The organism is uncultured Tenacibaculum sp. (genome assembly GCF_947499065.1).
In the GTDB taxonomy this organism is placed as follows: Bacteria; Bacteroidota; Bacteroidia; order Flavobacteriales; family Flavobacteriaceae; genus Polaribacter.
On the sequence record NZ_CANMMT010000002.1, the window covers coordinates 66,938 to 81,520 of the forward strand.

Genomic DNA, 14,583 nt, shown 5'->3' on the forward strand with positions numbered 1-14,583 from the left:
AAATTAACTAATAGTAAACTTTTTTTTATGAAAACAAATTATTTTTTAAAGCTTTTGGCTTTAACTTTTACACTAACAATTACAAGTTGTCAGGAAAACGGATTGGAAGAGATAACTTCTAAACAAAAAAAATCAAGTAAAAATGTTGGATCAAAATCATCGCTAAAAAAGAAGGTTTTGGTTGTAGGTTTTGATGGTATCCAGTTTGAGAAAATTTCAGAAACATCAACACCAAATTTAGATAAGCTAAATATTGTGAAAGCTTATGCTGGTGGAATTGATAATACAGCATCAGAGCAAAAAACAAGTAGTGGACCAGGTTGGACTACTATTTTAACAGGAGTTTGGGTAAACAAACATGGTGTAGCTGATAATAGTACATCAAACAAATCTAAAGTAAAGAGTGTTTTTGAGTTAATTAAAAACTCTAAACAAAATTTAAAAACAGCAAGTGTAGTTACTTGGGCTCCAATTCATGACTTTTTTAGAGATAAATTAAATTTTATCGATTATCATTCTAAGAGCGGAGGAGATGAAAACAGTGTAACAGGAGCTATTCATGCAATTAAAAATGAAGAATCAGATTTCGTTTTTGTTCATTTAGATGATGTAGATGGAGTAGGACATTCATTGGGGTTTGGTACTTCATATAACAAAGCAATAACGAAAGCAGATGAGCAATTTGGAAGAATTGTAGCTGAAATTGAAAAAAGAACTGATGAAGATTGGTTAATTATGGTGGTTACCGATCATGGTAGAGGAAGTGGTGGATATAACCATGGAGGACAAACTACTCAAGAGAAAACTATATTTGTGGGAATGAATAAAGTGGGAAATGAAGAGTTTACTTCTTCAGTACCTACAATTCCAAATAAAGACTATCAAGGAATTTATGGTTATGTAGCTCAAACAGCTATAGTACCATCGGTATTAACCCATTTAGGTATTTCAATTCAAAAAGAATGGCAACTAAATAGTACTTCATTAATTGGTAATGTTGGAGTTAGAAAAGTTATGATGCATAACTTAAACACAATTTATTGGAGTTCTAATTCATCAGGTAATGTTGAAATTTATAAGAATAATTCTTTCTTAAGTTCTGTTTCAGCGTCACAAGGTTTGTATTCAGATATTAGTTCTGATGGAAGTGTTAATTATACATTAATGTTAAACGGACAAAGTGGTTCAGTAGCTTTAAATAATTCAAAAATTATAGCGGGGTTAGATTGGAATGATATGATAAATAACAGAGCTTATTTTTTTAGAAGTGATAATAAGTATGTGCGTTACAATAAAACATTGGATAAATCAGATAGTGGATATCCAAAGGAAACAAATAATAGTTCATGGCCAGGACTTGGAGCGTATAAAGAAGCAATTAGCGCAGCTTTTAAATGGCATAATAATAAAGGGTACTTTTTTTTGAATGACGGTAGATATATACGTTACGATATGAATTCAGATTCGGTAGACTCAGGGTATCCAACTACAATTACAAATGGAAATTGGCCAGGTCTAGACTCATATAAAAATAAAATAATAGCAGCACTAAATTGGAATAATAGTAAGGCATACTTCTTTTTAAATGATGGAACCTATATTAGATATAGTATTAGTAATGATGAGGTTGATTCTGGATATCCAAAGCCAATAAATAATAGTACATGGCCAGGATTAGGAGATTATAAGACTAAAATTACTGCAGCTGTAGATTGGAACTCGACATTTTGTTATTTCTTTTTAGATAATAATACGTATATAAAGTATAGCAAAATAACAGATAGTGCAGTTTCAGGATATCCAAAGCCTGTAAATAACAGTACATGGCCAGGGTTAAACAATTAAGAATAAAATTTTAAAATAGGTAGAATTCGAATGAGTTCTGCCTATTTATTTTCAGAATAAAAGTATAAAACCAGCATGGTACAATCTTTATCAGATTTGTTGATAGGTACATGAGGATTTCTTCCATCAAAATATAGAGAGTCTCCTTCGGAAACTAATACTTCTTCATTATTTATTAAATAGGTACATTTACCACTAATAATAAATTTAAATTCCCAAGCATCAGTAACGACCTTTTCTCTTTTAGAATTTGGTTTGATGTTTAAAATAACAGCTTCAAAACCTATAGCAGATAAACTTTTACTAAATAAATGATGATAGGTAAAACCTTCTGCCTCTACTTCTTTTTCAATAAGTTGTTGTTGGTCTTTTGAAATGTGAATGTAGTTGGCAGTTTGAGAATTTTCAATCCCTCTAAAAAAAGTACTAGCATCAATTTTTAAAGCACTAATTAATTCTAACAAAACAGGTAAAGAAGGAATAGTTCTTCCATTTTCTATTCTTGAAATCAAACCATTAGAAACACCTGCGTTTGAAGCTACATCACTAATGGTTAATTTTTGTTCTTTTCTGATGGTTTTGATACGTTTACCAATACCTATTAAAAAATTATTCATAGAGTAATTTTGAAAATTAAATGTAAATAAAAACTACGAATATTTAGAGGACTTATCTTAAAAAGTAAAAATACTGTTTTAAGTAAATGAAACTCAAAATCTTTTCAAGAAAGTTATGTGAATAAAATAATTATAATAAAATCAATAATTTACGCTTTAATAAAAAAAATGGCACTACCTTTGCAGTACAATAAACGTTGTTAGCACTTAAGCAAGCAACACATAATTTTTTATAATGAATAAAGGTACTGTAAAATTTTTCAACGAATCAAAAGGATTTGGATTTATCGTTGAAGAAGGAACAAACAAAGAACATTTTGTACACGTTTCTGGATTAATTGATGAAATCCGTGAAAACGACGAAGTAGAATTCGAGTTACAAGAAGGAAGAAAAGGATTAAACGCTGTTAACGTAAGAGTATTATAATATATAGATTACCAGAGTAAACTTTTTAATGAGAAAAGCCTATCATAGTTGATAGGCTTTCTTATTTTTATATTTTAATTGTATCAAATGAAAGACGGAAGAAATAGAAAAGACATAAAGATTGGGTTAGAAGTTGAGGTTGTTCAAAAAAATCATCAAAGAACTGGAGAGTTAACTGCAGGAATTGTAGGGAAGATATTAACGAAATCGTCAAATCATGCCCATGGAATTAAAGTGCAATTAGAATCAGGAATTGTAGGTAGAGTTAAAAATATAATCGATAATTAAAACTAAACTATTCTTCTTCGTTAATCTGTTTTAATTTTTTTACACCATCAATTAAAAACCATCCGGCAAATAATATTCTAATAAGTACAAAAATATACTTGTTTTCGGTTTTAAAATTTAAAATAACTCGGTAGCTTTCTAAATCTTGAGAAAACCTAGAAAAAGTGTTAACAAGAATAAAAATACCGATAGCTATATATATAATAGGTAATATTTTTTTCATTATTTAATAGGGATTTTAAGAGTGTATTCTTTACGACTTTTATTATTAAGTTTTGTTTCTCTTAACCATGGATTTACCAACTTTAAATCTTTATAAGTCACACCACAAGTCTTAGCAAAACTCGCAATATTTGTTATAGCAGTATCTACTTTAATTTCATAAGTGTCAGGGAAGGTATAAAGGTCTTCTTTGTCAAATACAAAACCATATTTTTTAGGATTCGACATCACTTCTTTTAAAGCTAAAATTCTAAAAACATATCTACCAGTTTCGGTATTTAAAAGTAAGTCGTAATAATCGCTTACTTGTTGTTGCTTCATACGTTGCGATATTCTCCCATTTCCAGCATTGTAAGCTGCTGCTGCAAGTGTCCAAGAACCTAATTTTTTCTTAGCCTTTTTTAAATATTCGGCAGCAACTCTTGTCGATTTTTCTAAGTTATAACGCTCATCAACATTTCTATTAACTTCCAATCCATATTCACGTCCAGTTGCTGGCATAAAATGCCAATATCCAGCAGCTCCTTTAGAAGAAGGAATGTTAATTAAAGCACTTTCTGCAACACATAAATATTTAAAATCGTCAGGTAAACCATATTCTTTAAGCAAGGGTTCTATAATAGGAAAAAACTTGTTAGCTCTTTTTATTAATAATAATCCGTTTGATTGCCAGTAAGTATTAACAAGTAACTCGCGATCCATTCGCTCTTTAATATCAGCTCTTTCTAAGGGAACACGTTCTCCAGCCAATTCCATGTATTTTGGAACTTTAACAGCTCTAATTTCATAGCTTTCCGCTACATTTTTAACTTCTGGTTCATTAGATTGACTAATGATATTCGTAAATAACACTCCTACAAAAACGACTGTAGTGAGTGATAAGAATCGTATTGATTTATTCATCCTCTTTATTTTTTTGTTGAAGTTACTTTGGTATTAAGCATTCAAAAAGCATTCCTTTTCTAATATTTTAGAAATAGTTTTTGCTTTATTCAGAATCATAATATGAGTTCCATTTTCAACCTCAATATAATTTTCTATGTGTTTTACTGGAAATACTTCATCTTTATTTCCATGAATATGAATTACATTTTTTAAAGGCTCTTCTTGTTGCCAATGTAATACATTGTAAATAGCCCATTGTAAATAGTCTTTATCTCTTATTGATAAGTATAACTTATACAATTCAGCTCTTTTCTTTAAATAATCATTAAAGAAATAATGCTCATAGCTTTCAATATTCGCTATAATATTTGAAGGGAAAAGCTTATAAGCCCTTGTTAATTGAGCTATTTTTAAGCGTTTGGGTAGTTCTTTGTTGGTTTTTATGCTAGATATAAGAATAACTTTTTTACAGTTAATGAGCTTACTCATTTCTTGTACCATAACACCTCCAAAAGATACTCCTACTAATATAGGGTTTTTATGTTGAATATTAGCACACATTCTTTGTGCATATTCTTCAATAGTTTCATTTAGCGATTTTGGTAATATCCAACTTAAATAATGAAGCTCAAAATGTTCGTCTGATAAAGAAAGATACTCAAATATTTTAATGTTTGCGGCTAAACCGGGAACAAAATACACATGAGTTTTTGCCATTAGTTAAAGAATTTTTTATCTAGTAAAATACCTTCAATGTATTCGTGTACGTTAATTAATGCATCTGGAATATCATTCCACAAACGAATTTTTATTTGTTTTCCTTTATAGGTAATAAAAGTACTAGGTAAATCGGTAATACGCTCATTGTCGTATACGTCTTTAAAGCTATCAAAATCTCCCTCGTTTAGCATTTTAGTAAGTTTATTAAACTGCTCATTCGAAAGTTTAAATTCATGTTTTCCTTTTTCATTAACATATTGAATACCGTTGTAAGTTACATTACCATTTTTGTCAATAGATAGTTCATAAACAGGGCAATCGCCAAAACAAGGAGTTTTTCTCATAGATAATAATCTATTTTCATACTCTTCTTTAATATTGTTTAGGCTAACTGTTTTATTTTTTTCAACAGACTTGAAAGAACCAGATTCTTCTAAACGTTGTATCCAAAAGTCAACTTTATCTTTAGGAACAGTAATTAAAGCAATTTTTAAATCCTTTTGATCAAAAATTAAATTGTTCCAAGTAAGTCCGCTATTGTTTACCAATGCTTTCGCATCCTTAACTTTTTGAGGGTCTTTTAGAACAAGAATTAACTCATTATTAATAATTTCAGGCTTTTTAACTTCTTCTTTTACAACGTTTTCTTTTTCTTCTACGTTACTTTTGTTATCCTTTTTTGGAGTGTTACAAGCTAATGCAAAAACTAAAAAAGATAATAGCAGGTATCTCATAATTTTATTTAAAATCAATTAATATCATTTATAGCTTAAAATTAAACTATTTTTTATCATTAAAAATAAATAAATCAAACTTTTTATCAATTAGCCATACGGGAAGCCATATGAATAAAAGGATACAGTTTATAAGAGTCATTGGAATAGGAGTTCTACGTCGAATAAATACGTCGCATAAAAAGTCTAAGAAATTAGAGTATGATTCGATACCGAAAAAATGTTTAACACTTTTAGGTTTTATACTTCTAATAATATCAATTCTATTTTTATAGAAAGTAATAATAAAGAAAAGTATTCCTAAGGAAAAAAAGCATTTAAAGAGAAAAGCCCAATTATCTAAACTCATTAAGTTTAATTAAGAACACTGTTTTCTACAAAATCGAAACGGACAATACCATCTTCATCAATTTTTGTTAGAGTAACTGTATGTAAAGTATTCACTAACTCAGGGTTCCAAGGAGTTTTTACTTTTACGTAGTTTTCAGTAAAACCATGGATGTATCCTTCTTTATTTTCGCTCTCAAATAATACCGTTAACGTATTTCCAATTTGAGTTTCATAAAAAGCTCTACGTTTTTTTACAGATAAACCACGTAGCATTTTACTGCGTTTTGCACGAACATTTTTAGGAACAACTCCATCCATTTCAACAGCTTCTGTATTAGGCCTTTCAGAATATGTGAAAACGTGTAAATAAGAAATGTCCATTTCGCTTAAATAGTTGTATGTTTCTAAAAATAATTCATCAGTTTCACCTGGGAAACCAACAATTACATCAACACCAATACAAGCATTTGGCATTACTTCTTTTATTTTTGTAACCCTGTCAGTATATACTTTACGTAAGTACCTACGCTTCATTCTCTTTAACAAAGTATCGCTACCAGATTGTAAAGGAATATGGAAATGAGGAACAAAAGTATCTGAGTTTGCAACAAAATCTATTGTTTCATCTTTTAATAGATTTGGTTCAATAGATGAAATACGTAAACGATGAATTCCTTCAACAGTATCTAAAGCTTTAACTAATTCTAAAAAGGTGTGTTCGTGTCTTTTATTACCAAATTCACCTTTACCATAATCACCAATATTAACACCAGTTAAAACAATTTCTTTAATGCCTTTTTCAGAAATTTCTTTGGCGTTTTTCATTACGTTTTCTAAAGTATCAGAACGAGAAATACCTCTAGCCAAAGGAATAGTACAATAGGTACATTTATAATCGCATCCATCTTGCACTTTTAGGAAAGCACGAGTACGATCGCCAATAGAATAGGCACCAACATAAGAATCAGCTTCTTCAATTTCACAAGAATGAACTTCACCAATATCGTTTTTGGTTAAGTCATTTATATAACTAGTAACATTAAACTTTTCAGTAGCACCTAATACTAAATCAACACCATCAACAGCAGCTAATTCTTCAGGTTTCAATTGTGCATAACATCCAACACCAATAACAAAAGCATTGTCGTTTTTCTTTAAGGCAGATTTTACAATACTTTTAAAACGTTTGTCGGCATTATCGGTTACCGAACAAGTATTAATTACATACACATCTGCTTTTTCTTCAAATTCAACACGTTCAAAACCTTCATTTACAAAGTTTCTAGCAATGGTAGAAGTCTCCGAAAAATTTAATTTACAACCTAAAGTGTAAAAAGCTACTCTTTTATCTGCATTCATTCTTTTCTCAATCCTTAATAAAAAATAAAAACCTTGTATAAGTCTTTAATTTTTTAGAAGTTCGTATAGTTTATGTTACTAAAACTGTATGTGTTCAGTTTTACAATTTGCAAAAATACGATATTATTCATGATTTTTGAAACCGAAAGATTAGTCATTAGAAAATTAGAATTATCTGATTTAGAAGGCTTTTTTAAATTAGAAAGTAATCCGTTAGTATTACAATATGCTACAGGGGAGGTCAAAACGCTTTCTGAATGCGAAATTGAACTTAAAGACTTGATAAAGAAGTATGATGAAGAAGGAAATGATTTTTGGATTTACACTATTGAACGAAGATCAGACAAAGAGTTTATAGGAACAGTTGCATTGGTAAAAGATGAAGAAGGAAATGATGAAATAGGATACCGATTTATACAAGAATATTGGGGGAATGGTTATGCTACAGAGATTTGTGAATCTTTAATTAACTATTGCAAATCAGTAGGAATGAAAAAACTGATAGGTTGTGTGGTAGACGAAAATATTGCTTCAGCTAAAATTTTAAAACGATTTAATTTTAAAGAAGTAGAGAAATTTGTTAGTGATGATATTGGTTTACCTGAAACAAAATATGAATTGATATTATGATAGAAGACTTGTTAACTCCACCTTATTATGCTGTGATTTTTACAACAATTCTAACAAATAATTTAGAAGGTTATAGTGAGATGGCTGAAAGAATGGAGGTTCTTGCAAAACAACAAGAAGGTTATTTAGGAATTGAGTCGGCTAGAGCAGATATAGGTATAACGGTTTCTTATTGGAAAAGCTTGGAAGCTATTACAGCGTGGAAAAACAATATTGAACATACAGAAGCTAGAGAAATAGGAAGAGAAAAATGGTATAAAAAATATCAATTACGAATATGTAAAGTAGAACGAGAATATGGATTTGAAAATAAGGATTAATTAGATGTACGCAGCAATATCAAAAATTTTAAAAAAGTTTTTTAAGATGAGTACCATATTCAAATATGGATTTAATATTTCTCCTATGTATCGTAGGTCAACAGGGAAAGTGTTAAGTGTATCAGATGATTTATTAAGTGTACAAGTAAAAATACCTATAAGTTATAAAAACAGAAATTATGTAGGTTCTATTTTTGGAGGAAGTTTGTTTTCAGCCACAGATCCAGTATTCATGGTACAATTGATTAATATTCTAGAAGATTCGTATGTGGTTTGGGATAAAAAAGCAGAAATAAAATTTAAGCGACCAGCCAAAGAAAATTCGTATGTAGATTTTACTTTTACTGAAGAAGAAATAGCTGAGATAAAAGAAAGAGTAAAAGAAGAAAAAGAAATAGATTTAATAAAAGAAATTAAAATAACTAATAAAGATGCTTCAACGGTTTATGCAGAAGTGTCTAAAACTATATACATTGCCGATAAAGACTATTATAAAAACAAAAGAAAGAAAAAATAACTTTCTTGTTTTAGGATTCTTTTTACTAGCTTTTTACGCTTGTTCAAAAAAAGAAAGTAAGTTTAGCGATCAACAAGTTTTTCGTTATAACGAACATTCCAATATTACATCATTAGATCCAGCTTTTGCAAAAGATCAACGAAATATTTGGGCGGTCAATCAATTGTATAATGGACTGGTTGAATTGGATGATAGTTTACATGTAAAACCAGCAATTGCTAAGAGTTGGACAATTTCTGAAGATGGGAAAAACTACGAGTTCACCTTAAGAGATAATGTATATTTTCATAAGCATCAACTATTTGGTGAGGATTCAACGAGAACAGTAAAAGCAAAAGATTTTGAATATTCATTTAATAGACTATTAGATAAAAATGTAGTTTCTCCAGGAGGTTGGGTATTGCAAAATGTTGATAGTTTTCAAGCAAAAAACGATTCTGTTTTTACCATAAATTTAAAACAACCATTTCCACCATTTTTAGGTCTATTAGCAATGAAATACTGTTCGGTAGTGCCAAAAGAAGCTGTTGAGTATTTTGGAAATAGGTTTAGAGCCAATCCAATAGGAACTGGACCATTTCAATTTAAATTATGGGTGGAAAATACCAAGTTGGTATTACGAAAAAATCCGTTGTATTTTGAAAAAGACACACAAGGAAAGCAATTACCGTATTTAGAAGCTGTAGCTGTTACTTTTTTACCAGATAAGCAGAGTGAATTTTTGCAGTTTATTCAAGGGAATATCGATTTTATGAAGAGTTTAGATGCTTCATATAAAGATGATATTTTAAACACAGATGGAACCTTGAAAGAGAAATATGCCGATAAAATAATCATGCAAACGGGTTCTTACTTAAATACAGAATATTTAGGAATTTATTTAAATGGAGAAAAAAGTTTGCCAACTCAGTCTAAATTAATAAGACAAGCTATTAATTATGGGTTTGATAGAGAAAAAATGATTACCTATTTGAGAAATGGTATAGGAACTCCTGCTACAAGTGGATTTATACCTAAGGGGTTGCCATCGTTTAATAATCAAGAAGGATATTCATACCAACCACAAAAAGCAAAGGAATTGGTAGAAGAGTATAAAGCAATAAGGGGAAATAATAATCCACAAATTACCATAACAACCAATAGTAATTATTTAGATTTATGTGAGTTTATCCAAAGAGAATTGCAAAAAATAGGTTTAGATACCAAGGTTGATGTAATTCCACCTTCAACATTGCGTCAAGGAAAGGCGAGTGGTAAGTTGCCAATTTTTAGAGCAAGTTGGATAGCAGATTATCCAGATGCGGAGAATTATGTTTCGTTGTTTTATAGTAAAAATTTTACTCCAAACGGACCAAATTATACGCATTTTAAAAACGAGAAATTTGATGAGTTGTATGAACAGTCTATTCAAGAGGTAAATATTGATAAACGCTATCAATTATATCAAAAAATGGATAGTATTATTATAAAAGAAGCTCCAATTGTACCTTTATATTATGACGAAGTGATTCGTTTTTCACAGAAAAATGTAAAAGGATTGGGGATTAATCCAATAGATTTATTGAACTTAAAAAAGGTAAGTAAGCAATAGGTTTAAAGTTCAAAAGTATCGTAAATTTCACCAATTTTAAAACCTTTACTTTTTACTAGTTTAGCTTCTTTACTGTTAGGGTTTATGACTGGGTTTGTGTGATTAAAATGAATAAAAATAACCTTGTTTTTTTCAGTTTCATCTAAGTCTTTGAATTTATCAAGACTTTCAATGATAAAAGGGTGAGGAATTTGAGTAATATCTCTGTTGTTAATTTCTTTTCCACTATAAAATGTAGCATCTAAAAAGGCATAATCTACCTTTTTAATTTCCTCAATAATATCTTTTTCCCATTTATTCCACTTATCAATGTCTGGAATAAATAAAGCAGTTTTGTTAGGACCACTTATTTTATAACCAACGGTTTCGGAATATTCATCTCTGTGAGGTACTAAAAAAGGAGTAACTTTTAGTTCTTTAGAAAGATGAATTGTTTTATTGTCTTCCATTCCCTTTAGAAGAATATTTTTTCTAGTAACCAATTGACTCCATGGGCCATTATTGGTAAGGTATTCTTTCATACGAGGCATTGTATATACAGGAATATTATTAGTATTTGCTGCCTCTTTACCAAGAAACATAAGTCCTGCGTAATGACCAATATGAGCATGTGTTAAAAATATAGCATCCACAAATTCTTTTTCTTCTCCTGTTTTATAATAAGAAAGTGTTTTTATCTGTCTACCTATATCTGGAGTGGCTTCAAATAAGTATGTTTTATTACTAACTTTATCTATAAGACCTAATGAGATTACTTGCCTATCATTATCAGGGGTATTAAAAAGGCTTTTGCAACAATTTTTGTTACATCCTATTTGCGGAGATCCAGCATCTTGAATTGTTCCAAGAATAACAATAGAGCTGTTTTTAATATTAGTTTTTTTATTTTTAATATTTACTCTAGTAGATGCATTGTCTTTTTGTGCACATGAAATTAAAATAAGTAAAAATAATAGGCGGTAAATTTTCATTGTAGAAGTATTAAAGATTTTAAAAAACTAAACTTTTAATTTTCTTTTTAATACTTGCTTTTACATCTTTAGGATAGCTTCTATCTCCATGAAAAACATCAGCCATAGCTTCACTAAAATATTGTCCGTATTTAGATAATAATAAGTTTCGAATTGTTTTTTGCTCATAAAACCATTTAGCAAGCCATAAACCAGTTTTAATTTCTGGTAATAATGTATTCTCTAATTTCTCTTCATATAGCTTACCAGCTAATTCAAAATTTTTATTACTTTCACTAATGGCCTCCGCAGCTAACTTACCACTGTATATAGCATTTGAAATACCTTCGGCAGTAATTGGATCAGCAAAACCAGCAGCATCACCTATTAAGAATACATTGTTTTTTACAAAACCATCGGTACGAGGAGCTACAGGTATTTGAAAACCATGCTGAGATTCACTAACGATGTTATTAATTCCTAAAGTTTGTAAATATTCTTTGTAAAACTTTTTTAAATTAATTTTAGTTCTTCTAGCAGAAGCTACACCTAAGGATAAATGATTCTTCTTTGGAAAACTCCAAGCATATCCAAAGGGAATGGCATCAATATCAAAACGAACTTCTTTCGATAAACGTTCAAAATCTTCTTCCGAAACTTCTACTTCATATTCTAAAGCAGGAATTAATTTACGTGTATCTTCTTTCCATCCGGCTAACTTAGCTGTTGGGCTTAAAGCACCATCGGCTGCAATTACAAAATTTGCTGTTAAATTTCCTTGAGAAGTCTCAAGAGTAATCACATTGTTATCAAAAGACAAGCCTTTTAATTTGTGATTTTCTAATAAAGTAGCACCAAATTCTTTTGCTTTTTTAGTAATTAAATTATCAAAAGAATCGCGCATTATCATTGAAATAGTTGGCTTTTCTCTATGAGTTTTAAAATGAAGTTTTTTTCCTAAATAAACATCAACTGTATGAAACTCTTTTTCTACTACTTCAGTAATGTCAAAAGGTAAATCTTTTCTACCTCTATATACAAAACCACCTCCACAAGTTTTATAGCGAGGTAAAGTCTCTTTTTCAATAATAACTGTTGAAATGCCTTGTTTGGCTAAATGAAATGCTGTTGAAGCTCCAGACGGACCGCTACCAATTACTGCAACATCGTAATGATTCATAGAATTTATATTTGTTTATGGTATTGGTAAAAATACAGTTTTTATTAAACAAAACAATATAAATTACCAGTGCAAACGCGTCATAATAGGGTAGTGGTCAGATAGTTTTATATCGCTATAAGTTTTATATTGATTTATAGTTGCCGCTTTATCTGTAAAAATAAAATCGATACGCATAGGGTATATGTATCGAAAAGATTTTCCGAGACCAATTCCAGAAGCGATAAAAGCATCTTTTTTGTTTTTTGAGAGTTTATTGTAAACCCAGGAATAAGCAGTATTATTAAAGTCACCACAAACAATTTTTTTCCCTTTCCAAGAATATTCGTGTTGTAAAATAAGCTCTGTTTGATCTACTTGTTTTTCAAAACCATTGGCTAAACGCTTAAATAAACGCTCTGAGTTTTTCTCGCCAAAATTTTCTTTTTTAGGGTTTATTTTTAGCGATTCTAAGTGTACATTATAAATACGTATGGTGTCTTTTTTCTTAACTACATCAATAAAAATAGTATTATTGGCACTATTTTTAAAGTTTAAAGAACCAGAGTTTACAATAGGGTATTTAGAATAAATAGCTAACCCAAACTGATTCGTTCTAGATTTTGTTTTAATGTATTTATATGGAAGTTTAATATCTAGTAATTCAGATTGATAAAACTCCTGCATTGCTATTACATCAGGGCTCTCATTATTTATAAATTCGTAAATCTGTTGTTCGGTAGTAATATCATCCTCGTGTTTGTAATGATTAAACAGACGTACATTGTAACTCATTACTTTTAAATCATTATTTAAGATGATTTCTTTATTAGAAAACTTAATTAATGGAGGAGAGGCAAACCATCCTATTAGCAGTATTAATAAGGATAATAAAGCATTTTTATGAAGTTTAAGAAGCCAGTATACAAAAAAGAAAAGATTTAGTATAACTAATAAAGGAACAAATAAACTAAACACTGCAACAGCAGGGATAGCTTTAGGCGATATAAAAGGAAGAGCATACGAGAATAACAAAACAGCCGCTAATACTGAATTGATAAAAAATAAGAGCTTATTTAAAATAGAATATTTCTTCATTTATTTCTTTCCTTGTTTAAATAAAAATTCTTTTTCTTCTTTTGTTAACGTATCATAACCAGATTTACTTATTTTATCAAGGATAGTATCTATCTCACGTTGATTATTTGTTTTGTTGCTTGAAAATCTAGAAGTAGAAGTTTTCTTGCCAGATTTATAAACTGTTTTTAAAGGTCTCTCTTTCTTCTTGAAAATGCTTCTAAAAGATTTAAAAATATCTAACTCTTTATTACTAGCGCTACTTACATATAAAAAACCAAAAATAGCACCACCAATATGGGCTAAGTGGCCACCAGCATTTCCTGCAGGAATCTGAATAATATCAATGGCAACCCAAATAAAAGCTAATATCCATAGTTTGACAAAACCAATTAAAGGGAACTTTATTTCATAATTAGGCATGTATGTTGCAATTCCTATAAAAATAGCAGAAATACCTGCTGAAGCACCTAATAATACACTATTGTTTGCTACACTTTGAAGTCCAGGAAAAAAATTGTAACTACTAATGAAAACAATACCTCCGAAAACTGTACCTAAAAAGTAAAAATTAAGTAATTGTTTAGAAGTGAAATATTGTTTGAATAAGTTTCCTATAAAAAATAAGGCTATTAAGTTTAAAAGAATATGAAGAAATCTTGTATGTAAAAAACCATAAGTAACAATAGTCCAAGGTTTTGATAAAAACTCATCAAAATTTGCAGGTAAAGCAAACCATTCTATAAAGAAATTACTATTAGACTTAAATAAAAAACCAAAGGTATTACTTATAAAAACTAGTAAAAATACAGCTAGATTTACATAAATAAGTTGTTCAACTATACCAGCATTTTTAAATCGATATTTTAGGTTGTCTAATATGTTCATTGCTTATATACTCTTTTTCTTAAT

Annotated in this window: 17 protein-coding genes; 7 read left to right on the forward strand and 10 right to left on the reverse strand. The window is 29.5% G+C overall.

Translation table 11 applies throughout. From position 1 onward, the window contains the following. Window positions 1–27: 27 nt before the first annotated feature. Window positions 28–1,845 (forward strand): alkaline phosphatase family protein, encoded by a 1,818-nt coding sequence (locus tag Q0958_RS04430; protein ID WP_299120175.1) that lies wholly within the window; start codon window positions 28–30, stop codon window positions 1,843–1,845. 41 nt (window positions 1,846–1,886) lie between these two features. On the opposite strand, the gene Q0958_RS04435 is transcribed toward Q0958_RS04430, so the two are convergent. After that, the gene (locus Q0958_RS04435; RefSeq protein WP_299120178.1) at window positions 1,887–2,462 is read right to left on the reverse strand and encodes an XRE family transcriptional regulator; all 576 of its coding nucleotides are present in this window, start codon (window positions 2,460–2,462) and stop codon (window positions 1,887–1,889) included. A 235-nt stretch (window positions 2,463–2,697) separates the two neighbouring features. On the opposite strand from Q0958_RS04435, the gene Q0958_RS04440 reads away from it, so the two are divergent. Beyond that, window positions 2,698–2,889, forward strand: a complete 192-nt coding sequence (locus tag Q0958_RS04440) for a cold-shock protein (protein ID WP_150899095.1) — start codon at window positions 2,698–2,700, stop codon at window positions 2,887–2,889. 87 nt (window positions 2,890–2,976) lie between these two features. Continuing rightward, on the forward strand, window positions 2,977–3,177 hold the full coding sequence (locus Q0958_RS04445; RefSeq protein WP_299120181.1) for a YwbE family protein: 201 nt from the start codon (window positions 2,977–2,979) through the stop codon (window positions 3,175–3,177). A 7-nt stretch (window positions 3,178–3,184) separates the two neighbouring features. Here Q0958_RS04445 and Q0958_RS04450 read toward each other — a convergent pair whose 3' ends face one another. The 5 genes from Q0958_RS04450 to mtaB form a co-directional block, all read right to left on the reverse strand. After that, the gene (locus Q0958_RS04450; RefSeq protein ID WP_150899093.1) at window positions 3,185–3,400 is read right to left on the reverse strand and encodes a hypothetical protein; all 216 of its coding nucleotides are present in this window, start codon (window positions 3,398–3,400) and stop codon (window positions 3,185–3,187) included. Beyond that, a complete protein-coding gene (locus Q0958_RS04455; RefSeq protein ID WP_299120186.1) occupies window positions 3,400–4,302 on the reverse strand; it encodes a lytic transglycosylase domain-containing protein in 903 nt (300 codons plus the stop codon). The genes Q0958_RS04450 and Q0958_RS04455 overlap by 1 nt, the downstream gene beginning before the upstream one ends. A gap of 33 nt (window positions 4,303–4,335) precedes the next feature. Then, complete coding sequence (locus Q0958_RS04460; RefSeq protein ID WP_299120189.1) at window positions 4,336–5,001, reverse strand: alpha/beta hydrolase; 666 nt, start codon at window positions 4,999–5,001, stop codon at window positions 4,336–4,338. Then, complete coding sequence (locus Q0958_RS04465; RefSeq protein ID WP_299120192.1) at window positions 5,001–5,738, reverse strand: DUF6438 domain-containing protein; 738 nt, start codon at window positions 5,736–5,738, stop codon at window positions 5,001–5,003. Before Q0958_RS04465 ends, Q0958_RS04460 begins: the two co-directional genes overlap by 1 nt. A 354-nt stretch (window positions 5,739–6,092) precedes the next feature. After that, window positions 6,093–7,427, reverse strand: coding sequence for a tRNA (N(6)-L-threonylcarbamoyladenosine(37)-C(2))-methylthiotransferase MtaB (mtaB, locus tag Q0958_RS04470; protein ID WP_150899089.1), 1,335 nt, complete (start codon window positions 7,425–7,427; stop codon window positions 6,093–6,095). A 129-nt stretch (window positions 7,428–7,556) separates the two neighbouring features. On the opposite strand from mtaB, the gene Q0958_RS04475 reads away from it, so the two are divergent. Genes Q0958_RS04475 through Q0958_RS04490 form a run of 4 tightly spaced genes read left to right on the forward strand, consistent with a single transcriptional unit; the run spans window position 7,557 to window position 10,485 of the window. After that, on the forward strand, window positions 7,557–8,057 hold the full coding sequence (locus Q0958_RS04475; protein WP_299120199.1) for a GNAT family N-acetyltransferase: 501 nt from the start codon (window positions 7,557–7,559) through the stop codon (window positions 8,055–8,057). Beyond that, window positions 8,054–8,377: an antibiotic biosynthesis monooxygenase gene (locus Q0958_RS04480; protein WP_299120202.1), complete on the forward strand. Its 324-nt coding sequence runs from the start codon at window positions 8,054–8,056 to the stop codon at window positions 8,375–8,377. Before Q0958_RS04475 ends, Q0958_RS04480 begins: the two co-directional genes overlap by 4 nt. Window positions 8,378–8,423: 46 nt before the next feature. Continuing rightward, window positions 8,424–8,894, forward strand: coding sequence for a DUF4442 domain-containing protein (locus Q0958_RS04485; protein ID WP_299120205.1), 471 nt, complete (start codon window positions 8,424–8,426; stop codon window positions 8,892–8,894). Then, window positions 8,857–10,485 carry an ABC transporter substrate-binding protein gene (locus Q0958_RS04490; RefSeq protein WP_299121744.1) on the forward strand — a complete coding sequence of 543 codons (1,629 nt, stop codon included), beginning with the start codon at window positions 8,857–8,859 and terminating at the stop codon, window positions 10,483–10,485. Before Q0958_RS04485 ends, Q0958_RS04490 begins: the two co-directional genes overlap by 38 nt. A 2-nt stretch (window positions 10,486–10,487) precedes the next feature. Here Q0958_RS04490 and Q0958_RS04495 read toward each other — a convergent pair whose 3' ends face one another. The 4 genes from Q0958_RS04495 to Q0958_RS04510 all read right to left on the reverse strand — a co-directional run bounded on the left by Q0958_RS04495 (window position 10,488) and on the right by Q0958_RS04510 (window position 14,559). Further along, the gene (locus Q0958_RS04495; protein WP_299120209.1) at window positions 10,488–11,456 is read right to left on the reverse strand and encodes an MBL fold metallo-hydrolase; all 969 of its coding nucleotides are present in this window, start codon (window positions 11,454–11,456) and stop codon (window positions 10,488–10,490) included. Window positions 11,457–11,475: 19 nt separating this feature from the next. Then, window positions 11,476–12,615: a geranylgeranyl reductase family protein gene (locus Q0958_RS04500; protein WP_299120212.1), complete on the reverse strand. Its 1,140-nt coding sequence runs from the start codon at window positions 12,613–12,615 to the stop codon at window positions 11,476–11,478. 63 nt (window positions 12,616–12,678) lie between these two features. Further along, window positions 12,679–13,692, reverse strand: a complete 1,014-nt coding sequence (locus Q0958_RS04505) for an endonuclease/exonuclease/phosphatase family protein (protein ID WP_299120214.1) — start codon at window positions 13,690–13,692, stop codon at window positions 12,679–12,681. After that, a complete protein-coding gene (locus tag Q0958_RS04510; RefSeq protein ID WP_299120216.1) occupies window positions 13,693–14,559 on the reverse strand; it encodes a rhomboid family intramembrane serine protease in 867 nt (288 codons plus the stop codon). Between the last annotated feature and the right edge of the window lie 24 nt (window positions 14,560–14,583).

Bases quoted from the DNA above. Each gene is read 5' to 3' on its own strand.
- Q0958_RS04475 (WP_299120199.1), top strand. From the start codon at position 7,557: ATGATTTTTGAAACCGAAAGATTAGTCATTAGAAAATTAGAATTATCT.
- Q0958_RS04455 (WP_299120186.1), bottom strand. From the start codon at position 4,302: ATGAATAAATCAATACGATTCTTATCACTCACTACAGTCGTTTTTGTA.
- Q0958_RS04440 (WP_150899095.1), top strand. From the start codon at position 2,698: ATGAATAAAGGTACTGTAAAATTTTTCAACGAATCAAAAGGATTTGGA.
- Q0958_RS04465 (WP_299120192.1), bottom strand. From the start codon at position 5,738: ATGAGATACCTGCTATTATCTTTTTTAGTTTTTGCATTAGCTTGTAAC.
- Q0958_RS04505 (WP_299120214.1), bottom strand. From the start codon at position 13,692: ATGAAGAAATATTCTATTTTAAATAAGCTCTTATTTTTTATCAATTCA.
- Q0958_RS04460 (WP_299120189.1), bottom strand. From the start codon at position 5,001: ATGGCAAAAACTCATGTGTATTTTGTTCCCGGTTTAGCCGCAAACATT.
- Q0958_RS04435 (WP_299120178.1), bottom strand. From the start codon at position 2,462: ATGAATAATTTTTTAATAGGTATTGGTAAACGTATCAAAACCATCAGA.
- Q0958_RS04500 (WP_299120212.1), bottom strand. From the start codon at position 12,615: ATGAATCATTACGATGTTGCAGTAATTGGTAGCGGTCCGTCTGGAGCT.
- Q0958_RS04510 (WP_299120216.1), bottom strand. From the start codon at position 14,559: ATGAACATATTAGACAACCTAAAATATCGATTTAAAAATGCTGGTATA.
- Q0958_RS04450 (WP_150899093.1), bottom strand. From the start codon at position 3,400: ATGAAAAAAATATTACCTATTATATATATAGCTATCGGTATTTTTATT.
- Q0958_RS04485 (WP_299120205.1), top strand. From the start codon at position 8,424: ATGAGTACCATATTCAAATATGGATTTAATATTTCTCCTATGTATCGT.
- Q0958_RS04480 (WP_299120202.1), top strand. From the start codon at position 8,054: ATGATAGAAGACTTGTTAACTCCACCTTATTATGCTGTGATTTTTACA.
- Q0958_RS04495 (WP_299120209.1), bottom strand. From the start codon at position 11,456: ATGAAAATTTACCGCCTATTATTTTTACTTATTTTAATTTCATGTGCA.
- Q0958_RS04430 (WP_299120175.1), top strand. From the start codon at position 28: ATGAAAACAAATTATTTTTTAAAGCTTTTGGCTTTAACTTTTACACTA.
- Q0958_RS04445 (WP_299120181.1), top strand. From the start codon at position 2,977: ATGAAAGACGGAAGAAATAGAAAAGACATAAAGATTGGGTTAGAAGTT.
- mtaB (WP_150899089.1), bottom strand. From the start codon at position 7,427: ATGAATGCAGATAAAAGAGTAGCTTTTTACACTTTAGGTTGTAAATTA.